Origin of the sequence: Collinsella sp. AM29-10AC (assembly GCF_003469085.1) — a bacterium.
Taxonomy (GTDB): domain Bacteria; phylum Actinomycetota; class Coriobacteriia; order Coriobacteriales; family Coriobacteriaceae; genus Collinsella.
The window spans coordinates 19,838-41,537 of sequence record NZ_QSKB01000027.1; the positions used below are offsets into that span (position 1 = coordinate 19,838).

The 21,700-nt window shown below is 59.7% G+C and carries 21 protein-coding genes and 1 tRNA gene; 14 read left to right on the top strand and 8 right to left on the bottom strand.

What is annotated here, in order from left to right; all coding sequences use genetic code 11:
• Positions 1-211 precede the first annotated feature (211 nt).
• From larC to DW754_RS08885, 6 genes are all read left to right on the top strand, one after another.
• Positions 212-697, top strand: a complete 486-nt coding sequence (gene larC / locus DW754_RS08860; protein WP_117759428.1) for a nickel insertion protein — start codon at positions 212-214, stop codon at positions 695-697.
• Positions 698-752: 55 nt separating this feature from the next.
• Positions 753-1,301 carry a phosphodiesterase gene (yfcE, locus tag DW754_RS08865; RefSeq protein ID WP_117759430.1) on the top strand — a complete coding sequence of 183 codons (549 nt, stop codon included), beginning with the start codon at positions 753-755 and terminating at the stop codon, positions 1,299-1,301.
• 2 nt (positions 1,302-1,303) lie between these two features.
• Complete coding sequence (gene mazG, locus DW754_RS08870; protein ID WP_117759432.1) at positions 1,304-2,164, top strand: nucleoside triphosphate pyrophosphohydrolase; 861 nt, start codon at positions 1,304-1,306, stop codon at positions 2,162-2,164.
• Positions 2,165-2,353: 189 nt separating this feature from the next.
• Positions 2,354-3,643 (top strand): phosphopyruvate hydratase, encoded by a 1,290-nt coding sequence (gene eno, locus DW754_RS08875; protein ID WP_117759434.1) that lies wholly within the window; start codon positions 2,354-2,356, stop codon positions 3,641-3,643.
• A gap of 195 nt (positions 3,644-3,838) precedes the next feature.
• The gene (locus tag DW754_RS11190; RefSeq protein WP_233508914.1) at positions 3,839-4,600 is read left to right on the top strand and encodes a septum formation initiator family protein; all 762 of its coding nucleotides are present in this window, start codon (positions 3,839-3,841) and stop codon (positions 4,598-4,600) included.
• Positions 4,601-4,620: 20 nt separating this feature from the next.
• Positions 4,621-5,622, top strand: a complete 1,002-nt coding sequence (locus DW754_RS08885; protein ID WP_117759436.1) for a hypothetical protein — start codon at positions 4,621-4,623, stop codon at positions 5,620-5,622.
• A gap of 35 nt (positions 5,623-5,657) precedes the next feature.
• Here the strand turns inward: DW754_RS08885 and DW754_RS08890 are convergent, their stop codons facing one another.
• The 3 genes from DW754_RS08890 to DW754_RS08900 form a co-directional block, all read right to left on the bottom strand.
• Positions 5,658-6,944, bottom strand: a complete 1,287-nt coding sequence (locus tag DW754_RS08890; RefSeq protein WP_233508915.1) for an ATP-binding protein — start codon at positions 6,942-6,944, stop codon at positions 5,658-5,660.
• A gap of 489 nt (positions 6,945-7,433) precedes the next feature.
• Positions 7,434-7,518: transfer RNA gene (locus DW754_RS08895), tRNA-Leu, on the bottom strand.
• Positions 7,519-7,549: 31 nt separating this feature from the next.
• Positions 7,550-8,173 (bottom strand): hypothetical protein, encoded by a 624-nt coding sequence (locus DW754_RS08900; RefSeq protein ID WP_089573579.1) that lies wholly within the window; start codon positions 8,171-8,173, stop codon positions 7,550-7,552.
• A gap of 163 nt (positions 8,174-8,336) precedes the next feature.
• Here DW754_RS08900 and DW754_RS08905 point away from each other — a divergent pair, with 163 nt between their 5' ends.
• Both DW754_RS08905 and DW754_RS08910 read left to right on the top strand, forming a co-directional pair.
• A complete protein-coding gene (locus tag DW754_RS08905; RefSeq protein ID WP_117654890.1) occupies positions 8,337-8,624 on the top strand; it encodes a PTS sugar transporter subunit IIB in 288 nt (95 codons plus the stop codon).
• An 11-nt stretch (positions 8,625-8,635) separates the two neighbouring features.
• Positions 8,636-9,010: a VOC family protein gene (locus DW754_RS08910; RefSeq protein WP_117759440.1), complete on the top strand. Its 375-nt coding sequence runs from the start codon at positions 8,636-8,638 to the stop codon at positions 9,008-9,010.
• A gap of 295 nt (positions 9,011-9,305) precedes the next feature.
• On the opposite strand, the gene DW754_RS08915 is transcribed toward DW754_RS08910, so the two are convergent.
• Genes DW754_RS08915 through DW754_RS08925 form a run of 3 tightly spaced genes read right to left on the bottom strand, consistent with a single transcriptional unit; the run spans position 9,306 to position 11,916 of the window.
• The gene (locus DW754_RS08915; RefSeq protein WP_117759442.1) at positions 9,306-10,601 is read right to left on the bottom strand and encodes a cell wall metabolism sensor histidine kinase WalK; all 1,296 of its coding nucleotides are present in this window, start codon (positions 10,599-10,601) and stop codon (positions 9,306-9,308) included.
• Positions 10,585-11,355, bottom strand: coding sequence for a response regulator transcription factor (locus tag DW754_RS08920; protein ID WP_117767008.1), 771 nt, complete (start codon positions 11,353-11,355; stop codon positions 10,585-10,587). Before DW754_RS08920 ends, DW754_RS08915 begins: the two co-directional genes overlap by 17 nt.
• A gap of 18 nt (positions 11,356-11,373) precedes the next feature.
• Positions 11,374-11,916, bottom strand: a complete 543-nt coding sequence (locus DW754_RS08925) for a DUF4342 domain-containing protein (RefSeq protein ID WP_117759445.1) — start codon at positions 11,914-11,916, stop codon at positions 11,374-11,376.
• 316 nt (positions 11,917-12,232) lie between these two features.
• Between DW754_RS08925 and DW754_RS08930 the strand changes: the two genes are divergently transcribed.
• Both DW754_RS08930 and DW754_RS08935 read left to right on the top strand, forming a co-directional pair.
• Complete coding sequence (locus DW754_RS08930; protein WP_117759460.1) at positions 12,233-12,856, top strand: type IV toxin-antitoxin system AbiEi family antitoxin domain-containing protein; 624 nt, start codon at positions 12,233-12,235, stop codon at positions 12,854-12,856.
• A 97-nt stretch (positions 12,857-12,953) separates the two neighbouring features.
• Positions 12,954-13,349, top strand: coding sequence for a (deoxy)nucleoside triphosphate pyrophosphohydrolase (locus DW754_RS08935; protein ID WP_117759447.1), 396 nt, complete (start codon positions 12,954-12,956; stop codon positions 13,347-13,349).
• A gap of 39 nt (positions 13,350-13,388) precedes the next feature.
• Here the strand turns inward: DW754_RS08935 and DW754_RS08940 are convergent, their stop codons facing one another.
• Positions 13,389-16,259, bottom strand: coding sequence for a DUF3427 domain-containing protein (locus DW754_RS08940; RefSeq protein ID WP_117759449.1), 2,871 nt, complete (start codon positions 16,257-16,259; stop codon positions 13,389-13,391).
• A gap of 184 nt (positions 16,260-16,443) precedes the next feature.
• Between DW754_RS08940 and DW754_RS08945 the strand changes: the two genes are divergently transcribed.
• Genes DW754_RS08945 through DW754_RS08955 form a run of 3 tightly spaced genes read left to right on the top strand, consistent with a single transcriptional unit; the run spans position 16,444 to position 18,084 of the window.
• Positions 16,444-16,683: a hypothetical protein gene (locus DW754_RS08945; protein ID WP_117759451.1), complete on the top strand. Its 240-nt coding sequence runs from the start codon at positions 16,444-16,446 to the stop codon at positions 16,681-16,683.
• Between the two features lie 40 nt (positions 16,684-16,723).
• The gene (locus DW754_RS08950; RefSeq protein ID WP_117759452.1) at positions 16,724-17,362 is read left to right on the top strand and encodes a metallophosphoesterase; all 639 of its coding nucleotides are present in this window, start codon (positions 16,724-16,726) and stop codon (positions 17,360-17,362) included.
• Positions 17,359-18,084 carry a metallophosphoesterase gene (locus DW754_RS08955; protein WP_117759454.1) on the top strand — a complete coding sequence of 242 codons (726 nt, stop codon included), beginning with the start codon at positions 17,359-17,361 and terminating at the stop codon, positions 18,082-18,084. Before DW754_RS08950 ends, DW754_RS08955 begins: the two co-directional genes overlap by 4 nt.
• Positions 18,085-18,099: 15 nt before the next feature.
• On the opposite strand, the gene gluQRS is transcribed toward DW754_RS08955, so the two are convergent.
• The gene (gluQRS, locus tag DW754_RS08960) at positions 18,100-19,104 is read right to left on the bottom strand and encodes a tRNA glutamyl-Q(34) synthetase GluQRS (protein ID WP_255413527.1); all 1,005 of its coding nucleotides are present in this window, start codon (positions 19,102-19,104) and stop codon (positions 18,100-18,102) included.
• Between the two features lie 507 nt (positions 19,105-19,611).
• Here gluQRS and DW754_RS10995 point away from each other — a divergent pair.
• Positions 19,612-21,558, top strand: coding sequence for a DUF2207 domain-containing protein (locus tag DW754_RS10995; protein WP_158561645.1), 1,947 nt, complete (start codon positions 19,612-19,614; stop codon positions 21,556-21,558).
• The last annotated feature ends 142 nt before the right edge of the window (positions 21,559-21,700 follow it).

The following is a 21,700-nucleotide window of genomic DNA, read 5'->3' on the forward strand; positions in this document are numbered from 1 at the left end:
GAGTGCGGGCGCAATTCTGATCGTGTGCGGCCCCGCTCCAAAACGTGTACGTCAGCCTCCAAAAGCTGCAAAAAATGACATGTTTGGAGGCTGACGTACACGTTTGGATAGGGGCGAGGGCGGCGACGGACGAAAGTCACGCCTGTGCCACGTCCGATGTGCTAGCGTTTGGGTGAATAAAACGAGCCCGCGCGGAAAGGATCCGGACCGTATGCAATGCGATAGTACATCCCCGCTGTCTCGCGAGACCGATGCACCCGAAACTATCGTCAAGCTGGAGTGCGACATCGACGATGCGTCGCCCGAGGTACTCGCCTATGCCGCCGACCGCCTGCGCGAGGCGGGCGCCCGCGAGGTGCACTGGCTGCCCGTTTATTGCAAGAAAGGCCGTCCCGGCTGGCAGCTGCAGGTGATCTGCTCGCATGAGGATATCGAACGTCTACAGACGATTATCTTTTTGGAAACCACGACCAATGGCATCCGCCGCCAGGTTATGGAGCGTGTTTGCCTGCCACGCCGCTTTGAGCGCGTAGCGACGCCATGGGGCGAGGTGTCCGTTAAAGTGGCCACCCTGCCCGACGGCAGCGAGCGCGCGGCGCCCGAGTACGAGGACTGCGCCCGCCTTGCCCGTGAGTGCGACGTGCCGCTCCAGCGCGTGATGCAGGCGGCACAAGCCTCGGCACTGCGATTTGAGTAACGCGGCCGGTGGCACGCCACGTCCAGCCCCATCAACCCCACCCGAAAGGACCACCATGAAATACCTCATCGCCTCCGACATTCACGGCTCGGCATACTGGACAGAGCGCCTGTGCGCCGCCATCGAATCCGAGCAGCCCGGCCGCATCGTTCTGCTGGGCGACCTGCTCTACCACGGCCCGCGCAACGACCTGCCGCGCGACTATGCCCCCAAGCGTGTGATTCCGCTGCTCAACGCTCTGGCCGACCGCATCATCGCGGTGCGCGGTAACTGTGACGCCGAGGTCGACCAGATGGTCCTCGACTTTCCCGTCATGGCCGACTACGCCACGCTGTTCGACGAGACCGGCCGCGAGCTGTTCCTGACGCACGGCCACGTCTTTGGCGCCGGCATGCACAACAGCGTCGACCACGCGCCCGCGCTGCCCGAGGGCTCCGCGCTCGTCTACGGCCATACGCACATTAAGGTCAACGAAGCGAGCGCGACGCACCCGGGCCTGTGGCTCTTCAATCCCGGTAGCGTGAGCATTCCCAAAGACGGCACGCACAGCTACGGTATCTACGAGGGCGGCGCGTTCCGCCACGTGATCCTGGAGGAGGAGTAACCATGTCCGAGCATATGGCTCAGCAAAATGCCGAGGGTTCGCGCGACCTGTCGACGCTGGTAGATGTGTCGGCCGAGCTGCAGCATCTGGTGCAGACCATCTGGCGCCTGCGTCAGCCCGACGGCTGCCCGTGGGACCGCGAGCAGACGCACCGCAGCATTGGCAAGAACATGATCGAGGAGGCCTACGAGGCGCTCGATTGCATCGAGGCGGACGACGTGGCGCATCTGCGCGAGGAGCTGGGCGACGTGCTCATGCAGGTGGTACTGCATGCGCAGATTGCGGCGGACGCCGGCGAGTTTACACTTGCCGATGTGGCACGCGATATCGACGCCAAGCTCATCCGTCGTCATCCGCACGTGTTTGGCGATGCGGACGCCGAGAGCTCCGATGAGGTGCTCAAGATCTGGGACGAGGTTAAGCTTGCCGAGAAGGCTGCAAGGGACAAGGCCGTGGCAGCGGGCGAGGCTGCGCCCGAGGGCCTGCTCGACGGCGTGCCCACGCATCTGCCGGCGCTGATGCAGGCTCAGAAGGTGTCGCGCAAGGCGGCTGCCGTGGGCTTTGAGTGGGAGACAGTCCAGGACGTGTGGGACGAGGTCGCCGAGGAGCGCGTCGAGTTTGAGGCCGAGACTCCCGGCTCGCCCGAGCGCGAGATGGAGTTTGGCGACCTGCTCTTTGCCCTGGTCAACGTTGCGCGCAAGGAGGGCATAGACGCCGAGAGTGCTCTGCGCGCGAGCACGGCAAAGTTCCGCCACCGTTGGGCCGCGATGGAGGAGATGGCGGCCGACGCCCACGTGGATCTTGCCGAGCTTTCGACCCACGGCCTCAATGACCTCTGGGATGCCGCAAAGGCAGAGGAGTAAGACTGCGGGAACGACGGGCTGACATGCCTTATCGTTCCCGCCGAATTTTTCGAAAAACAATTGTATCCCTCGGCTAACTTAGGGCATAATGCAAAAAGTGCGACGTGGCTAACTTACGGAGGCGCACCAATGGTGCACGGTCAGCCGGTCGCTTGCATCCACTATGTTTCCAAGTGAGAGGGAGACAACATGAGCGATATTTTGGACGTCTACGGTCGCGAGGTGCTCGACAGCCGCGGCAATCCCACTGTCGAGGTCGAGGTCGTGCTCGAGGACGGTAGCTTTGGCCGCGCAATGGTGCCTTCGGGCGCTTCGACCGGTGCCTTTGAGGCCTGCGAGCTGCGCGATGGCGACAAGGGTCGCTATCTGGGCAAGGGCGTTTCGCAGGCCGTCGAGCACGTCAATAACGAGTGCGCTAACGCCGTCGTGGGCCTCGACGCCTTCGACCAGCGCGCCGTCGATGCCGCGCTGATTGCCGCGGACGATACCCCCAACAAGACCAATCTCGGTGCCAACGCCATTCTGGGTGTGTCGCTGGCAGTTGCCCGCGCCGCTGCCGAGTCGGCGGGCCTGTCGCTGTATCAGTACCTGGGCGGCGTCAACGCCCACCTGCTGCCCACGCCCATGATGAACATCCTCAACGGCGGCGTGCATGCCGACAATAACGTCGACTTCCAGGAGTTCATGATCATGCCGGTGGGCGCCCCGAGCTTTGCCGAGGGCCTGCGTTGGTGCGCCGAGGTCTACCACACCCTCAAGGGTGTGCTGCACGAGGCCGGCCTGGGCGGCGGCGTGGGCGACGAGGGTGGCTTTGCGCCCAACCTCAAGACCAATGCCGAGCCGTTCGAGTACATCACCAAGGCCGTGGAGAAGGCCGGCTTTAAGCCCGGCGTCGACTTCATGTACGCCATGGATCCGGCGTCCACCGAGTTCTACAACGCTGAGACCGGTATGTATGAGCTCAAGGGCGAGGGCGTGGAGTACACGAGTGCCCAGATGGTTGATTACTGGGAGAAGCTTGTCGACACCTATCCCATCATCTCCATCGAGGACGGCATGGCCGAGGAAGACTGGGACGGCTGGGTTGAGCTCACCCGTCGCATTGGCAACAAGGTGCAGCTGGTGGGCGACGACCTGTTCGTCACCAACACCGAGCGCCTCAAGAAGGGCATCGAGCTGGGTGCCGCCAACGCGATCCTGGTCAAGGTCAATCAGATCGGCACGCTCACCGAGTCGCTCGAGGCCATCGAGACCGCCAAGGAGGCCGGTTACGCCTGCATCGTGAGTCACCGCTCCGGCGAGACCGAGGATTCCACGATCGCCGACCTGGTCGTGGGCGTCAATGCCGGCCAGATCAAGTCGGGCGCCCCGTGCCGCAGCGACCGTATCGCCAAGTACAACCAGCTCATTCGCATCGAGGACGAGCTCGAGGGCAGCGCGCGCTACGCCGGCAAGGCCGCGTTCTACAACATTCGCTAAACGGGCGAATTTGGCGAGGAGGAGGCTGACTCGGTTCCGCCCCGCCTTGGCTGGACGCCGCAAAGCGCTGTGGGCGCTGGGCCATATGGCTCAGCGCCTTTTTTATGTCGAGCAAAGGCTGGCGAAGGCGGTGCGGGCGCTCGTGCTATAACTAAAGGACTTAGCGCAAACAAACCTCAACCGCACAAGGCGCACATGGATCAGATTTACGACAACAGGTACTATTCCGCCGGTTCGCGCGAGCCGTCGCCTCGCCGTGCGCGCACGGTGCAGCTCGGTGGGTCCGCTTATGCCGGCGCCGACCGCTCCACGCAGCGCCCGGCAAGTACCTCGCGCCCCAATGCTCAATCAAATACCTTGGCAGATGGACCGGTGCGCCCGGCACGTTCGTCGCATGCGTCGCGTCCCTCGACTCAAGCACACGACAAATCGAGTAGGCCCTCGAGCCGTCTTTCGGGCTCGGACTTTATGCATTACGCCAACGACAACGCGGTTGTCAAGGCGATCTATGACTTTACGCATGGCCCTCTGCGTCCGCTGTTTATCGGTATCGTGGTGGCGCTGGTGCTCGTGAGCCTGTATTTCCCCGTGCGCGATCTGTACGTGGCAAAGCGTTCGAGCGATATCTTGGCCAAGCAGGTCGAGATTCGCCAGCAATACAATGATGAGCTGCAAAAAAGCGTCGACAAGCTGCTCTCGGAGGAGGGTATCAAGGACGCGGCGTCCGAGGACCTGGGCCTGGTGATGCCCGGCGAGAAGAAGATTGACGTGCTAGGTTTGGACGACGATTCGGACTCGTCGTCGAGCAAAAAGTCCTCAAACGCCAAGAAGGCCAGCGAAGTGGCCAAGGAAATCGAAGAAGTCGGCAAGGACGCGCCGTGGTACATCCAGGCGCTCGACATGCTGTTTGGGTTTAACGGCGTCGAGGGTCAGACGGTCGTGTCCAACGGCAAATAGCGCCCGGAGGGGAGCCCGCAATGACAAATTGCAAACGCTATAAGGTAGCCGCGATCGACCTGGGAACGGTGTCGTCGCGACTGGTGTTGGCCCAGGTCGAGGGCGGAGCGATTGTGGAATCGTCCAAGCATACCGAGATTACCGACCTGGGCGAGGGCGTGGACACGACGGGGCGCTTTTGCAAGGCGGCTGTCGAGCGTGTGCTCGCTGCGTGTCACATGTTTGTGGACGAGGCCCGTGCCTTTGGGGCCGTGTGCGTCTGCACCACGTGTACGAGTGCCGCACGCGATGCGTCCAATGCCGCGCTGCTGTTGGACGGCCTGCGCGATCTGGGGCTTGAGCCACAGATGATTCCGGGCGAGGTCGAGGCGCGCCTGACGTTTTTCGGCGTGGCGCACGACTTTGCCGGCGAGCGCATCATTGTTGCCGATTCGGGCGGCGGATCCACGGAGCTCGCGACTGGCGTGTACGCGCCGGAGCGCGGCGTCTTTGCGCTGGAGGGAACGCGCTCGCTGGACATCGGTTGTCGCCGCGTGACGGAGCGCTTTTTCTCCGCGTTGCCGCCCGCGGATGGCGAGCTTGCTGCCGCTGCCGCGTGGGCAGGCGAGCAGTTTGCCGCCTATTTTGAAGGCCTGCCCAGCGACTTTGAGCGCGCCGAACGCCTCGTTGCGGTGGGCGGCACCGTCACCACGCTCGTGGCGCTGGTCCACGAACTGGAGCCGTACGACTCGAGCTTTGTGCACCTGCGCGAGCTTTCGCTGGAGCAGGTCTCGGCCGCCATTGAGCGTATGTCCACGCTTGATGTTGCGGGCATCGCTGCGTTGCCGGGCGTGCAGCCCAAGCGCGCGAGCGTGATCTTGGCCGGTGCCGTGGTAATGCGCGAGCTCATGCGCGCCGGCAACTACGACACGCTCACCGTAAGCGAGAACAGCCTGCTCGCCGGCATGGCCGCTACCATCAATGAGGTTCTCGACGGCGCGACCCCCACCATCGCCTGGACTCCGAGCCTGAGCACCCTCTAAAACTAGTCTTTTTGGGACGGGGCTATTTTAGCTACTTATGCCAGCCTGTCGATTTGCCCAATCTCCCAAAGCGGAATATTGACGAGCGTGTCCTCGTCTCTATATGCCGCCAGAGAGCTCCTCGCGCAACGCTCGAGTTTGAATTTTTCGCAGGCTATTTTCAGACTCTTCGCTTTAAGGTTCTCTGCCGCCTTGACCTCAAGCGGAAGCACGGTTCCCGCATGGTCGATGGCAAAGTCGGTTTCGGCATTGCCAGAGGTAGAGGACCAATACACGGGAGTTTTGTCCTGGAGCAAAAGCTCCTGCGCGACGTATTGTTCGGTCAGCGAACCTTTGAACTCGGTAAAAACAGCGGATCCGTTAAGAACGATGGCCGGAGAGAGACCGGAGAGCGCTCCGAGGATGCCGGTGTCGATGCAGAACAGTTTGAAGCCCGAGAGGTCTTCGTAGCTCGAGAGCGGTGCCTTTAGAGCGGAAACACGTGGCACCTTATGAACGATTCCGTAGTCCGTGAGCCACTGGAGGCTTTCCTCAAAATCGCGTGCGCGCGCTCCAGGGCGAAGGGCGCCATAGACAAACTTCTTGTTCTCCTTGGCAAGCTGGCCGGGAAGGGATTTCCAAACCAACCTCATGCGCTCGACGATGCGGGCGGGTGCATGTTTGCCAAAATCGGATTCGTAAGCCTCGATGATTTGCTGCTGAAGCCTTCGGGCTTCAATGAAGTCGCGTGTCTCGGCGAAAGCGGAGACAACTTCGGGCATACCACCGACAACAAGGTATTCCTTGAGCAAGTGCACGAGCTTTTCGGTGACGTTTGCTAGAAGGTTCATGTCTGCGGCAAGGATGGCGTCGGCGAGCGGGTTGCCGTCGACGGCGCGAACGAACTCGGCAAACCCCATGGGACGCATGGTGAGCTGGTCGATTTTGCCGACGGGAAATGACTCGTTTTCGCGTCGGAGCGCGAGGCCCATATAGGAACCGGCTGCTACGATGTGGTATTCGGGTGCAAGCTCGTTGAAGTACTTGAGCGAGGTGATCCCGCGTGGCGCCTCTTGGATCTCGTCGAAGATGATGAGCGTGTCTGTCGGCGTTACGGTTTGGCCACGTAGGAGCTCTATCTGGGAGATGATGCGCTTGGGGTCGAGGTCCCCATCGAACAGCGAACGTGCGCTCGGCTCGAGCATAAAGTCAAAACGAATGACGTTTCGATACTGCTGGCTTGCGAATTTGTTAAGAAGCCACGTCTTTCCTGTCTGGCGGGCTCCCTTAAGCAAGAGAGGTTTGCGATTCGCCCTTGATTTCCAAGCGATAAGTTCACTCATAAGCTGTCGTTGCATATTGCCTCCCAACCCTCTCGGCTAGTATAAGGCCATATGCGCGTTTCCCTTGGAAAATGTGCGAGACAACCACGTTTTTCCATCGAAAAATGTGCGAGACAACCACGTTCTTCCATCGAAAAATGTGGGAGTATCAACCTAAGCTGCGGTGAAATAGTTCTTAAATAGGCTGGTAAACAGCATAAACAAGAACTATTCCACCGCAACTCACCATCTGTATCGGCATCCAAAAGAAACGAGCCCGCATCCCCAGGGGACACGGGCTCGTAAACAATACATGGTAGGGGCGGTGGGACGTCCGCGCATTTGCTGCGCAAATACGCACCGGCTTCGGCCGCCTGTCGGCGCCCTCGCCGGCTCACTACGGACGCTGCGCGTCCGCTTAACGCTCGCCCCCTCGCGGGTTCGAGTCCCACCGGCATCCAAAAGAAACGAGCCCGCATCTCAAAGGGACACGGGCCCGTAAAAGCCATATGGTAGGGGCGGTGGGACTCGAACCCACAATCCTTGCGGCGAGAGATTTTAAGTCTCCTGCGTATGCCAATTCCGCCACGCCCCCGTGAGACTAGAAGTCTAGCACAAGCCGTCCGTTACGCGTTGACGGCCATCGAGTGCTGGCCTGACTTTTCCAAGTACTCGGCAAACTTGGCTTCGTCGCCCTTGTTCTGGTACTGCAGGGCCAGCAGGTACTCCAAGCGGCAGCGCTTGACCGGGTCGTCGCCCACATCCTCGAGCATGCGCTCCAGCTCGGGAATGTCGTTGTGACGCTTGAGGATCATCGTGTCGTACATCAGCTGGCACTCGTGCGCGACCGCCTCGGCCTGACCGCCCTCAAAGCCCTTGATTTCGTGCAGCAGCTCCTTGGACTTTTTGCGGTCCTCCTGGCCAACGTAGTAGTTAAAGGCCTTGATCACCAGGTCGACGCGCTGCATCTTGGGCAGGTTGAGTCCCAGCAGCAGGTCGAACATCTCGCCGGCGCGCTCGTGGTCCTCGCGCAGCAGATAGGAGTTCAGACGCAGGTAGTCGCGGTTGTAGCGCGGGTACAGCATGCTGGTGAGTTTGCCGTCGAGCAAACGATCGAACTCGGCCCACTGTTTGGCGGCCATCAACTGTTGCAGGCGTTTAAACGTAGTGCGTTTTTTGACGCTAAAGAACACCGACACGGCGATACAGATGATAACGACGGCGGTCCAGAGTGTGCGGGAATCGGGCATGTTAGGATCCTTAGTCGCTCATAAAGCGAGCGGTATGACAACACGTACTAGATGTATTATACGCAGCGCACAAGCAAACTGGCATAAAAGCTCATCGAGGCTGAGTGCCATCGCTCGCTGCGGTACACTTACCTAAAGTAAACCATGAAGGGAGACATTACCCATGAAGAAGATCGTTTTGGCTTGCGGTGCTGGCGCTGCTACTTCCACGCTCGTTGCCCAGAAGGTCGCTACCATGCTCGACGCCAACGGTTATGCCGGCAAGTATGAGATCGTGCAGTGCGCCATCTCCGAGGCCAAGGATTACTGCGACGAGGGCGCCGACCTGCTGATCGCCACCACCGTTGCCCCCGAGGGCCTCACCTGCCCGTACGTGAGCGGCGTGCCCTTCATGACCGGCATGAACCGCGTCGCTGCCGAGAAGGCCGTCCTCGACGTCATGGCTCAGTAGGCGCTGACTGTATGAGTGAGCAGAACGCCAATCCGGTCGAGCTCTTTGGCATGCGCGTTGCCCATGTGGGCATTAACGCCACCGACCCGGCAGATGCCCTGGAGATCGCGGAGCTGTTCTCGACGATGATGGGCCTGCCCGTTATCGAGACCCCGGTTTCGTACTTTAACGATTCGCTGATCGAGGTCATGAAGCAGAACGGTCGTGGCGCCAAGGGTCACATTGGCTTTGCCGTCAACGACATCGATGCGGCCGAGAAGTGGTTTGCCGAGCGCGGGCTCGAGGTCAACGAGGAGTCGCGCGTGCTGCTGCCCGACGGCGGCACCAAGCTCGTGTACTTTAAGCGCGAGTTCGCTGGCTTTGCCGTGCACCTGTGCCGCGAGTAGCGCACAGGCTGCTATAGCTAACGAAAAATGGGGTAAGGCCACGTGGCCTTACCCCATTTTTAATGCCGAGAGGGTGACTGACGGGCTGCCGTAAAACGAAGGTGAATGCTTTTCCGCGAAGTGAACGAGTGAAATCGGACCCCTGGAGCATCGACACTTTGGAGGCACCGTTTCCTGCGGTTTCGTAAGGTTTTTCCTGCGGTTTTGGCGTCAAAAAGTGTGGATGCTTCGGGGGTCCAAAATAGGTCGTTCACTTCGCGGAAAAGCATTCACCTTCGATTCGTGAGAGACGCCCCTACCGCGGCAGGCGAATCGTAAAGCGGCTGCCGACGCCCTCGACTGAGGTCACGCCGATGACACCGCCATGGCTGTCGACGATCCACTTGGCAATGGCGAGCCCCAGACCCGAGCCCTGCGCGCCGGCATCGCGTGCGTTGTCGGCGCGATAGAACCGTTCAAACGCGTGAGCTGCGGATTCCTGGTTCATGCCGATACCCTCGTCCTCAACACTTATGTCGATCGTGCCCGCGCCCGCATCGGGTGTTATGGCAAACGTGACGGTCGTGCCTGCGTCCGAATACTTGGCGGCGTTTTGCACGATCACGCGCAGCGCCTGCTTCACGAGTGCCACGTCAACCGATGCGTTGCAGCGCGGGTCGCCGGTAAGTGCGGCATCATACGCCAGCCGATATGTGTGCCCGGCATCGATCATCTGTGATTCTTCGCAAACCTCGCCGACCAGTGCAGCCAGGTTGGTATTCGCGCGCCGCAGCACGGTGCGACCGGCATCGCCGCGCGCTAAAAACAGCAACTGCTCCACGAGCTCCTGCATATGCTCGCTTTCGGCTTTGAGCGAGGTGATGGATTCTGCCAGCACGTCCGGGTCGTCTTTGCCCCAGCGGTCGAGCATGTTCACGTAACCCTGAATCACCGCGATGGGCGTGCGCAGCTCGTGACTCGCATCGTTGACAAAGCGCATCTGCTGCAGCTTTGCCTCTTGCATCTGGCGCAGCAGGCGGTTGAGTGCGACCTCGATGCTCGCCAGGTCGGCGTCGCCGGTGGTGACGCTCGGCGAGTCGACGCTTGCGCGCTCGATGGCCTGCTCCAGCGTTTCCATCTTGCCGCCGGCGAGCTGCATGCGGCCGAGCTCGTCCACACGCAAGGCCAGGTCGTTGAGCGGCGCCATAGTGCGGCGCACGCGGCGGGCGCCGCCGAGCATGTTGAGCACGCTGATGACCTGCCAACCCACAACGACAAGGTAGAGAGGCCATAGCGCGACGAGGTCCTGCGCGAGGGGGAAGGTCTTGGTGGTGCGCGCAAACTCGACGGTATAGGTGAGCGTTGTCAGGTCCCAGCCGCGCGCGGGCGTCAGTGACATGCCGTGAACGCTGGCGCTGGGGATCCATCCCGCGGTAAACGCGCCATCGGGCAGCGTCTGGTTGTAGCCATAGACGAGGATCGCCGCCGCAACAAGCAGCAGTAACAGATCCAGCCAGACGTAGCTCACCAAGCGGCGCCACATATAGCTCCAGTTGATGGCGCGGGCGATGGAGGTGACGCGCTTAGCCTCGTCGTTACGCGCGGCAGACATAGCCCACCCCGCGCACGGTCTGGATGATGCGGGCACCGCCGGCGTCTTCGATCTTGGCACGCAGGTGCGCGATGTGCACGTCGACGTTGTTGGTGTCGCCCACATAGTCGTAGCCTAGCGCCTCGTGCGCAATGCGCTCGCGCGTGAGCACGGTGCCGGCATGCGTCATAAGCAGGGCGAGGACATCGAACTCGCGGGCGGTCAGCACGATGGGCGAGCCGCCGACCGTGACTTCGCGGCGGTCGGGATCGAGCGCAACCGAGCCCACGGTGAGCGCGGTGGGGGAGGGCGAGGCAGAGGTCTTGGCCGAGTCGCCAGCTGGGGGTATCGCAACGGCGCACCCGCCCGCACCGCCCGCCCCAACGCCGCCAACGCCCGAAGCCGTCCGCACAGCCTCCGAGCGCTTTAGCGCCACGCGGATCCGTGCGAACAGCTCCTCAATGGCAAACGGCTTGGTCAGGTAATCGTCAGCACCGGCGTCGAGCCCGGCCACCTTGTCCATCACGGCATCGCGCGCGGTGACCATGATCACCGGCACATCCTTGTGCTTGCGGACACGCCGCAGCACCTCCATGCCGTTGAGCTGCGGCAGCAGTACATCGAGCAGAATCAGATCGTAGTCGCGCTCCAGCGCTAGGTCAACGGCGGTGCGGCCATCGGCGGCGTGCTCCACCTGGTAGCCCTCGTGCTCCAGCTCGAGCGTCACAAAGCGGGCGATTTTCTCCTCGTCCTCTACAATCAGGATCCGTGCCATACGTGCCCCCGTCTGCGATTACTTGTCGTCGTTCAGATTTTGCTTGATGTCGTCCGCGGCATTGGCAGCGCTGTCCATCAGGTTGTTGATGCTGCCGGGCACGTCGCCGTCGCTATCGATGCGGTAGCGCATGCCAAAGAACAAGCCAAGCAGCATCAGCCATATCGTGGCGCCCCAGGCAAACAGGGCGACGATGGGAATCAGGATGGGAATGTTGAGGATGATCGCGTCGCGGCGCGTGGCGATAAACTTGGTGTCCAGGCTCAGACGGAAGAGCTTTTTGAGGTACTCCCACACGCTGTCCATCTTCTTGGAGAAGTCGGTCTTTTCGCTCGACTTTTCGTAGGCGACCTGCGCGGCGACCATCTCAGCCGAGGGCTCGTCGGCTGGTGCGGACTCGGTGGCGGCGTGCGCCGACGTGGTCTGCGTCTTGCCCTGCGACTCGAGCCAAATGATGGCGTCCAGGACGTTGCCGTCGGCGGCGTCGAGCGCGGCCTTGGCGTCGGTGTAGCTCACGTTGCACTTGGTGCGGATGGTTTCAACTTTTTCGAGGTCGTCCATGACCTGTCCTTTCGTTCGATGGGCGCGACGCCGGGCGATCTGCCCGGGCGCGAGCGTTGCGTTCGGCGGTCTGCGTTGCGCGGTGCCGCCCCGCCCTTGGTCGAACTCTATAGTGCAGGTTATAGATTAAGCGATTCTTGAGCCAAGATTAATGTTGGATGAGTTTTTGGGTGGCGGTGGGAAAAGTATTAGACCTCGATAGCGGGGGATGGTGAGCCGGTATCAAGCCGGCGGCAGAAATGGGATAAGAAAGGTGTATGGATCGCATGGATCAAAACTACGTTGCAAAAGTATGAAAATATCCTACAATTGCAGCATGAAGTACTTTAGCAACATAGCGGCGATAAGCGAGCTTTCCGAGAGCGAGGGCGTGTTCACCACAGCCCAGGCGGCTCGCATGGACATCTCTCGAGATGCGCTGGCGCACTCATGCCGCGCAGGGCGTCTTGAACGGATATGCCACGGCGCCTACCGGATGTCTGGAACGCAGCGCCGAGACACCGACGAACTCAACGCCTTTTGGAAGCTCACCAATCCCTCCCTTTGCGCGTGGGAGAGAAAACGTCAGTGGGATGGCATCGCCGTGAGCGGTACGACAGCGGCGAACCTACAGCAAATGGGCGATTTCTATCTGTCCCCCTACAGGATGACCGCGCCCATGCGTATCAATACAAGAAACGAATCCCTTTCTTTTGTAAAGCGCGAGATTGCTGAGCGGGACATCGTTTGGCTCGACGGCCTGCCGGTAACTAAACCCGAGCGCACGCTTGTCGATCTTTGCCTCGATTGCGAGGACCCCTCATTAATTATCGATGCCTATAACGACGCGCTTGGGCGAGGGCTCGATATGCAGCGGCTGAAAGATCTTGTAGAAGAGAACTCTAAAACCGCCAAACGACGCGAACTAATGAGGCCTTTGCTGATGGTACTGAACGGGTAATGCGAATAAACATGCAGTCTCTAACAGCGTTCCGTCACGCGGATCTTTGTTGATCACCTATACTGGTTGAGCTCAACTGGAGAGGTGATAAATAGTTATGAAATCAATCAATGTTGCAGCAGCGATTATTCAGAGGGACGGAAAAATCCTGAGCTGCCAGCGCGGCTATGGCGAGTTTAAAGACGGCTGGGAATTTCCGGGCGGCAAGCTCGAGCCGGGCGAGACCGGCGAGCAGGCAATCGTGCGCGAGATTCAAGAAGAGCTCGAGGTCACGATCGGTAACCTCGACTATCTTTGCACGGTCGAGCACGATTACGAGACGTTCCACCTGTCGATGCAGTGCTACCTGGCTAACATCCTTTCGGGGGAGTTCAAAGAGCACGCTCACGAGGACATGAAGTGGCTCGATACCAATAACCTGTGGGATGTCGATTGGCTTCCAGCGGACGTTAAAGTCGTTAGGGAGCTCGAGAAGAAACTCGGGCTTAAGTAAGAAAGGGGCGGGCGCCACATGGTGCCTCGCCCCTTTTTGTCACTCTGCCTCGCTCAAATCGCTGAGCATAAACTCGTAAATGTCTTGCCTCACGGGTGCGTTGAGCTCATATTCGATTTCAACGGCGTTGTCGCCGCTCTTAGTTTTAATAGCTTCGAACTCACCGGTCGGATGCATTTCGCCTAAGAAATAGAACTCCTTGCCACCCTTATCGTCCTTGTTCTTTCGCATAAACAAATACGTCTTCAGGCCGTTTTCCGGCCATGTCTTCAGGCGCTGAATCTCGGGGGAGTTGAGCGTACGGTTGTTCTTAGAGATTGCAACTAGCTTACTCGGCGAAACAAAGCGGTCTTCATACTGAATTGACTCACTAATGTCGGGCGCCTTGTCATAGTTAATAAACACGGGGAATGTATTGGTCTTCTCGTCGTAGAAATAGCCGCCAAGATTTTGGCCGTTGATGTTCTTTTCCCAGTTCATCAGGCGGCAAACCTCCTCGTATGTGTACTTGGCGTTGAGAACGAAATTTGTGTTTTCGTACGTCTCGGCATAGTCGAGTCGGTTGCGCGCAATACCAAAATCCAGCACTTCAAGAATCTGACGCTTGAACTCTGCGTTGCGCAGGGCGGTCGCAAACGCTTCGGTCAGACGAGGTCCGGTTCCATCGTCAATAAGCAGGGAAACGAAATCCTTAGGAGTGGCAAAGTCGCCCTTAAGGACTGCGATTGCCGACCTAACGGCGCTGTCCTTAAGTTGTGCGCGGTAGTTCCTAAGCGCAGCCTCGCGCATATGCCGGTAGCCCTCGTGTCCGGCTTCGACGAGCGTTTGAAGCAAATAGAGATCTTCAAATCGCTTGCCCGCGGCAAGTTTTTGAGAAATAAATCTGAGGATTTTGATCTGGTCCGAGGAAAACTGGACCGTGTAGTCCGGCTCACATTTGGAAAGAAAATCGTGGTAGGACTTGCTGCTTTTGAAGATGAGTAGCGGGTCGATAGAGCCGTTGCGATCAAATTCGAGCAGCGAGGGGATCTTTCCGAGCTTCTGCCGCAAGTCGAGATATTCGTTCTTCAAAAAGCGGGCGGAGGTAAAGTTGCCGCCATCGATGGCCTTGTAAATGCGTGCCTCGGAAATACGATCGAAGCTCACGGTCGAGCATCCGGGTATCACCGAATCGCCCTCTTGGACGAGACGACGCAGGCGATCTTTGTTGTACGTCTTGTCGCCCGAAAGCGCGATGGGTACCAAGAAGTTGCTCTGGTAATTGCCAATAAAGTCGAGTATCAGTGCGTATTCCTTGCCGCTGTCCAAGCGCAGGCCACGGCCGAGCTGCTGAATAAAGATGATTGCGGAGTCGGTGCGTCGAAGCATGATGATCTGATTGAGCGAGGGGATGTCGACGCCTTCGTTCATGATATCAACCGAGAAAATGTACTCGAGCTCGCCGGCTTCAAGTCGGCTGATTGCGACATCGCGGACCTCATCGGAATCTTGACCGCTAATCGCAGTTGTTCGATATCCGAGAGCGTTGAACTTGCGTGACAGTTCTTCGGCCTCGGCGTTTCGATTGCAGAAGATTAAGCCCCTGCGGTTGCTTTTGGTGACGCTATATTCCTCAATCTTCTCGGCGATGTGACGCACGCGCTCGTCGGATGTTAAGCGTCCGAACAAGGCGGTATCTTCGACCGTTTCGTCGTCAATCTCCAGATCGTGAATGCCAAAATAATGGAAGGGGGCAAGCATCTCCTCGGCCAAAGCGTCCTGCAGCGTGATCTGGAACGCGATGACGTGATTGAAAAGGGCAAAGACGTCATAGCCGTCGGTGCGATTGGGTGTAGCGGTCATGCCCAGATAAAACCGAGGCGTAAAGTGCGACATGATGGATTGGTAGCCCTGGGATCCCGTGCGGTGGGCCTCGTCGATGACGATGTAGTCGAACTCATCGGGACAGAAATCGCTCAAATGTTTGGCGACCGAAGAACACATGGCAAACACGCAGGTGGCTTTGCTTGTATTCTTGCCAGTTTGATAGGTGTCGAACGTATAGGCACTACCTAAGAGCCGTTCGTAGCTTGCGCGGGAGGCGTCAATAATGCGCCGGCGGTGCGCAAGAAAGAGGACGCGCCGGGGTTTAGTTGCGAGTACGTCGAAAGCTGAAAGGAAGGTTTTACCTGTACCCGTGGCAGAGACCAGCAAAGCACGAGTTTCGCCCTTGCGGTGGATCGCTCCAAGCGCTTCGAGGGCACGCTGCTGCATTTTATTGGGCTTGATTTCAGCGAGGTCATTTTGCGTCGGCGTCTCACTAGATTTGAATGTCGGTTTCGATTTAGTTTTTGGCGGATGGGTCATTCGATACGTGGCGTAGTTATCAATCCAGTCTTGGGAAAGTGCAACGGTTGAGGTGTCGTTCCACAGCGAATTGAACTCGCCTCTAAGTTCTCCGAGCAGGCGGCTGTTTTCAACGGTCTGGTAGAGCACATTCCATTCTTTATTACAGGTGAGGGCGGTCTGCGTCATGTTCGAGCTGCCGACGATAACCGTGCTGGTTTCGCCTTTATCAAAAATGTATCCCTTAGCGTGCAAATTTCCTTGGAACACGCGGACTTCGATATTGTCGTACTCCAAGAGCTTGCGAAACGCATCGGGTGAGTTGAAGTTGAGATAGGTGGATGTGAGCAACCTGCCCTTAATGTTGCGTTGCTTGAGCTCTTGGAATGCTTCGACCAGGATCTGCAAACCGCCGTCCGCGACGAACGCAACGCAAAAGTCAAAGGAGCTGCAGGTCGAGAGCTGCTCTTCGATAACGGATAGTAGTGTTCCGCCGGTCGCCTTCGAGTTGGCGATGAGCTTGGGTGAATCGTTCTCGCGTGTAAGCGAATCGAATTCAATATCAATCTGCTGCTGAGCAACCATTTCACCAGGCCTTTCGAAAGACTACGTTTGCGCCAGGATAGCAGATCGATCGTTCGTGTTTTGGGCGACTTTTGATACGAGGGCTTGCAAGCGGTGTCCGCACGACATGTGACACTTAACCTGCTGCCAACTCCTCCGCGGCGGCATGAACCTGAGCAACGATTCTCTAAGGAGCTCGAAATCGATGAGTGACAACACCAAGCATCTCGCAAAGAAATGTGTTAAGGACGCGGGGCTGTGCCTCGCGCTGTGCCTTGCCGGCGCAGCGGTCGCGCTATTGGCTGTTCTGAGGCCGTTCGACGTGCTTCGAAGTGCCAGCTCTCTGCACGTTTGCATCGCCCTTGCCGGTGCCATGATGACCGGTGGCGTACTCGATCTAGTTTTTTGGGTGTTTGACCCGTTTGGATGGAAGAACGAAGGGTAAGCCCTAAGGGATGGACGCCCCGCAGCCTTAGGAGGTCCCCATGATCTGGTTTACCAGCGATACGCACTTTGGACACGAGAACGTGCTACGGCTCGCCGATAGGCCTTGGTCGACTGTTGCGCAGATGAACGACGACATGGTCGCTAGCATTAATGGCAAAGTCGCTGTGGACGACGAGCTTTACATTTTGGGTGACTTTAGCTTTAAGATGACGGTCCAAGAAACCTACGAACTGCGCAAAAGCATCGCATGCAAGCGCGTCCATCTGCTGCCCGGCAACCACGACAAAGACTGGACGCAGCCTGCGGTGGCGGATGCTTTGATCGTCGAGCCGCCCATTTGCGTGCTTAAGATCGACCGTCAAAAAATCGTACTGAGTCACTATCCTATGGCCGACTGGCAGGGTATGTCGCACGGCGGCTGGCATCTTCACGGGCATATCCACAGCTGCGGCGGCGCGTACAACACGTTCAACCTTCGGCAGGGGCTGCGGCGCTATGACGTGGGCGTGGACGCCAACGGCTACGCCCCGGTGAGCCTGGAGGAGCTCAAGTCTTGGTTTGCGCAGGTCGATGAGCCGGTGTGTTGCGCTAAATGGCCGTGGTGGGTCAACGCCACGGGCGATGAGCAGGTTGAGCGCGATCTCGAAGCCTATAAGAGGGAAGTGGCAATCCGATGACGGTTTATGTGACGGGCGATGTCCACGGTGGCATCGACATGCAAAAGCTGCGCGATTGGGAACGCGGCGACTCGCTTTCGAGCGACGACTATCTCATCATCGCGGGCGACTTTGGCTTTCCGTGGGATTTCTCTGCCGAGGAATGCGCCGATATCGCGTGGCTCGAGTCGCGTCCCTATACCGTGCTGTTCGTCGACGGCAACCACGAGCGCTTCGATCACTGGGCGGAGCGTCCCATGGAGTTGTGGCACGGTGGGCTGACACAGCGCCTATCGGACACCTCGCCCATACGGCGCCTGACGCGCGGCGAGGTCTTTGAGCTCGACGGCTCAACGATCTTTACCATGGGCGGCGCCACGAGCGTGGACAAGGAATACCGCGTGCCGTATTCCAGCTGGTGGCCGCAGGAGCTGCCGGGTGAGCGCAACTTTGAGGAAGCGCGGACAAAGCTCGATAGCGTGGGCTGGAAGGTCGACTACGTAATCACCCACACCTGTTCCACGCGCATGCTCTCGCCCACGCTCTATCCGGCACCTGGCTGGAATTACCCCGATGTCGATCGGCTTACGGCATTTTTCGACGAGCTAGAAGGCCGCCTGGATTACAAGCGCTGGTACTACGGGCATTTTCATCGGGATGCCAACCCGGCCGAGCGCCACACCGTGCTCTACGACTGCATCGTTCGCCTGGGCGATGAACTCCAGCCCTGGGACGTTGCGTAGGGGCGGGGCGTTTGGTTACTCGGCCATGATGGTGATGTTCTCGCGGTGTGCGCGAATGACGTTCCAGCTAAAGTGTTCGACCAGCTGCTCGGCGGAGCACGGCGTGGTGTCTGGCGCGATGCCCGTTTGCCCGGCGAGCCAGCCCAGCAGTGCTTCGGGCGTGGCAAAGCGGGTGCGCAACTCGCCCAGGTCCAGATCGCGGTCGCGCTTGGAAAGGCGGCGGCCGTCCGCCGACATGAGCAGCGGAATGTGCGCGTAGTGCGGCGTGGCAAGTCCCAGCAGATGCTGCAGGTAGATCTGGCGGGGCGTGGAGCCCAGCAGGTCGCATCCGCGCACGACCTCGGTGACGCCCATGGCGGCGTCGTCGACCACTACGGCCAGCTGATAGGCAAATACGCCGTCGCTGCGGCGCACCAAAAAGTCGCCGCACTCGGTGGCGAGCGCCTCGCATTGGGCGCCGTACGTGCGGTCTACGAACTCGACCACATCGTCGGCGAGGTCATCGACCGTGGGTACGCGCAGGCGCGTGGCCGGGGCGCGCAGGGTGCTGCGGCGGGCAACCTCTTCGGCCGAAAGAGCACGGCAGGCGCCGCGATAGATGGGCGTGCCGTCGCTGGCGTGCGGTGCGCTCGCGGCGTGGAGCTCGGCGCGCGTGCAAAAGCAAGGGTAGGTGAGGCCGGCGTCTTGCAATTGGCGCAAGGCGGCTTCGTACAGATCCAGGCGATCGTGCTGGTAGTAGGGGCCTTCGTCCCACTCGAGACCCAGCCAGGCCAGGTCGTCGATCAGCTGGGCCGCAAGTTCGGGACGCTTGCAGCGATCGTCCAGGTCCTCGGTGCGCAACACGATACTGCCGCCCTGGCTGCGGGCCGAAAGCCACGCGCACAGGCAGCTGAACACGTTGCCCAGGTGCATGCGGCCCGAGGGCGACGGGGCAAAGCGGCCCACGACGGGGGTGGGAGAGGGAGTCGCCGTCGACGTGGCCACGGCGGGCGTTGCTATGTTGCGTGCTTTGATATCCATGCGGACGAGTATAGCGCGGGGCGCGATGGGGAGGCGTCACTGTGGTCCGCAAGTTGTCGAGGCCCCTCATTGCGTATGGCGGGTCGCAGACTCGGTGCTTTGATACCTGTCCATCAACTCGGCACCTAAGACGACAGAAACCCCGGCAGCTCTTCGCAACTGCCGGGGTTTCCGCGGAAAAGGGGGACATGATCCTCGAGCGAACGGGAAAGGGGCAAACCGTTTTCGCTCAACTGCTTTATGCCCTTCGCCCGCAGGCTCAATCAGCGTTTTAGCGGCAACACAAAGCCGCTACACCTGTGACGGAGCTGTGAAGTGGTGTCTGCTGCTGGCGCGGGCCATGGCAAGGAGTGTCCCAGACTGCCGGCAGATAAGGAACGTCCCCAAGTGCCGGCCGTGGACGTGACTTTCGTCCCGTTTGATACTCCGCTGGCCTAGATGTTCGTCACATGAGCCCGCAAACGTGGGACAATGACGCTACTGGTACCACAGACAAAGGATGTGCCTATGAACGCCCCCGTTGCCCAGCCCTGTCGGCAGCGCCGCCTGTTTGCGCGATTCGCTTCCGTCTGCGCACTCGTCGCGCTTGCGTTGTTGCTGCTGCCTGCCGCCGCGCACGCCGACGGCTACTCCATGAGCCAAACCTACATCGGCGCCACGGTTGAGGCCGATGGCTCGCTGACCGTTGTCGAGGGACGCCAGTTCGATTTCGACGACGACATCAACGGCGTGTATTGGGATATCAATACAGGCTCTAACCAGCAAGGCGGCTCGGTGGTCGTCAATGTGCTAAGCGTCGAGGAAGACGACACTGCGTTTAACAAGGTCGACAGCGCAAACAAAGGCGACGACGGCGTTTACACGGTGGAACAGTCCGACGACGGCGTAAAGATTAAGGTGTTCAGCCCCCACGAGAGCGGCGACAGCGCAATCTACTACGTGAGTTATTCCATGACCGGTGCGGTTATGAACTGGGCCGATACCGCCGAGCTTTACTGGAAATTTGTGGGTGACGGCTGGTCGGCGGATTCCGATGACGTCGAGATGGAAGTGTATTTCGCAAATGCCGCTGCCGGGACGGCTGCCGTCAAGGGCGATAACTTCCGCGCATGGGGCCACGGTCCGCTGACGGGCGACGTGTCGCTCGATGAGGACGAGCCCATGGTCACCTATACCATTCCCTGCGTGCATCAGGGCGAATTCGCCGAGGCACGCATCGCCTTCCCCAGCGACTGGGTGCCGCAGCTTGCCGCCTCGGGCGAAGAGCGCATGTCAACGATCCTGAGCGAAGAGAAGGAATGGGCCGACGAAGCTAACGCCCGCCGTGAGCACGCGCGTGCGGTTGCCAGCGCGATTGCCGTGGTGTGTGTTGTCGTGGCGGTTGCCTATACCGGTGTGATCGTGATGCTTAAGCTGCGCAGGCCCAAGCCCAAGCCGCTCTTCCAGGACGAGTACTTCCGCGATGTGCCCTCGGCCGACCATCCCGCGGTGCTTGCAGCTCTCATGAGCTGGAACGACGTGCCCGATCAGGCATATATCGCCACGCTTATGAAGCTCACCGACGACCGCGTGATCAAGCTGGAAGAAGCGACCGAGACCAAGAAGAAGGGTCTGCTCCGTCGCGAAAAAGAGGAGCAGACGTATCGCATCACAGTGACCGACGAGGCCTGGAAGGCTGCCAAGAAGGACGGCATCGATCGCGATGTGCTCAAGGTCTTCTTCGCCGGCGTTAAGCCCGATAAGGACGGAGTCCGTTCGCGCACGTTTAGCGAGCTGGAGGAGTACGCTAGCGAGCGCACCACATCTGTTGGCGACAAGCTCGAGGACTATCAGAGCACGGTTAAGGGCAAGCTGGAGGCGCGCGAGCTTATCGCATCGGATGGCACCATCGCGATGGTGGCCGGCCTGGTTCTCGGTATCATCATCGTCTTTGGCATTCTGGGCTCTCTGATCTATACCGACTTTGCGGATGCCAATGTCGGTGCCGCTATGATCTCGATCCCCGTCACGATCGTGGGCTTTGCCCTGAGCTGCACTTTCCGCCGTTACACGCCGGAGGGCGCCGAGGTGGCGGCTCGCTGCAAGGCGCTCAAGCATTGGCTCGAGGACTTTACGCGTCTGAAGGAGGCCGTCCCCAGCGACCTGATCTTGTGGAACAAGCTGCTGGTGATGGGCGTTGCCCTGGGCGTTTCGAAAGAAGTGCTGCGACAGCTGGCCGAAGCCGTGCCTGCGGACCTGCGCAACAGCGACGATTTCTACGACAACTACCCCTGCTACTGGTGGTATTACCATCACTACGGCAACGAGTCCCCACTCGATTCGTTCAACGATGTGTACCACGAGACCATCCGCGAGCTGGCTTCGAGCTCCGACAGCTCGAGCGGCGGCAGCGGCGGCGGCTTCTCTGGCGGCGGTGGTGGCGGCGCCGGCGGAGGCGGCGGCGGAACGTTCTAGTGAGCGCTTGCTTTGGGGTGGATCTTTCTGGGCGGTTGCCAGGGAAGATTCATCCCATTTTTGTGCATCGAAACGGGCCAAACTTTCGCTGAGGGTAGCGCGCAGAGATGTGGTGTAAGAGGCGGGGCATGCCCCGCCTCCG

Bases quoted from the DNA above. Each gene is read 5' to 3' on its own strand.
- larC (WP_117759428.1), top strand. From the start codon at position 212: ATGCAATGCGATAGTACATCCCCGCTGTCTCGCGAGACCGATGCACCC.
- yfcE (WP_117759430.1), top strand. From the start codon at position 753: ATGAAATACCTCATCGCCTCCGACATTCACGGCTCGGCATACTGGACA.
- mazG (WP_117759432.1), top strand. From the start codon at position 1,304: ATGTCCGAGCATATGGCTCAGCAAAATGCCGAGGGTTCGCGCGACCTG.
- eno (WP_117759434.1), top strand. From the start codon at position 2,354: ATGAGCGATATTTTGGACGTCTACGGTCGCGAGGTGCTCGACAGCCGC.
- DW754_RS11190 (WP_233508914.1), top strand. From the start codon at position 3,839: ATGGATCAGATTTACGACAACAGGTACTATTCCGCCGGTTCGCGCGAG.
- DW754_RS08885 (WP_117759436.1), top strand. From the start codon at position 4,621: ATGACAAATTGCAAACGCTATAAGGTAGCCGCGATCGACCTGGGAACG.
- DW754_RS08890 (WP_233508915.1), bottom strand. From the start codon at position 6,944: ATGAGTGAACTTATCGCTTGGAAATCAAGGGCGAATCGCAAACCTCTC.
- DW754_RS08900 (WP_089573579.1), bottom strand. From the start codon at position 8,173: ATGCCCGATTCCCGCACACTCTGGACCGCCGTCGTTATCATCTGTATC.
- DW754_RS08905 (WP_117654890.1), top strand. From the start codon at position 8,337: ATGAAGAAGATCGTTTTGGCTTGCGGTGCTGGCGCTGCTACTTCCACG.
- DW754_RS08910 (WP_117759440.1), top strand. From the start codon at position 8,636: ATGAGTGAGCAGAACGCCAATCCGGTCGAGCTCTTTGGCATGCGCGTT.
- DW754_RS08915 (WP_117759442.1), bottom strand. From the start codon at position 10,601: ATGTCTGCCGCGCGTAACGACGAGGCTAAGCGCGTCACCTCCATCGCC.
- DW754_RS08920 (WP_117767008.1), bottom strand. From the start codon at position 11,355: ATGGCACGGATCCTGATTGTAGAGGACGAGGAGAAAATCGCCCGCTTT.
- DW754_RS08925 (WP_117759445.1), bottom strand. From the start codon at position 11,916: ATGGACGACCTCGAAAAAGTTGAAACCATCCGCACCAAGTGCAACGTG.
- DW754_RS08930 (WP_117759460.1), top strand. From the start codon at position 12,233: ATGAAGTACTTTAGCAACATAGCGGCGATAAGCGAGCTTTCCGAGAGC.
- DW754_RS08935 (WP_117759447.1), top strand. From the start codon at position 12,954: ATGAAATCAATCAATGTTGCAGCAGCGATTATTCAGAGGGACGGAAAA.
- DW754_RS08940 (WP_117759449.1), bottom strand. From the start codon at position 16,259: ATGGTTGCTCAGCAGCAGATTGATATTGAATTCGATTCGCTTACACGC.
- DW754_RS08945 (WP_117759451.1), top strand. From the start codon at position 16,444: ATGAGTGACAACACCAAGCATCTCGCAAAGAAATGTGTTAAGGACGCG.
- DW754_RS08950 (WP_117759452.1), top strand. From the start codon at position 16,724: ATGATCTGGTTTACCAGCGATACGCACTTTGGACACGAGAACGTGCTA.
- DW754_RS08955 (WP_117759454.1), top strand. From the start codon at position 17,359: ATGACGGTTTATGTGACGGGCGATGTCCACGGTGGCATCGACATGCAA.
- gluQRS (WP_255413527.1), bottom strand. From the start codon at position 19,104: ATGGATATCAAAGCACGCAACATAGCAACGCCCGCCGTGGCCACGTCG.
- DW754_RS10995 (WP_158561645.1), top strand. From the start codon at position 19,612: ATGAACGCCCCCGTTGCCCAGCCCTGTCGGCAGCGCCGCCTGTTTGCG.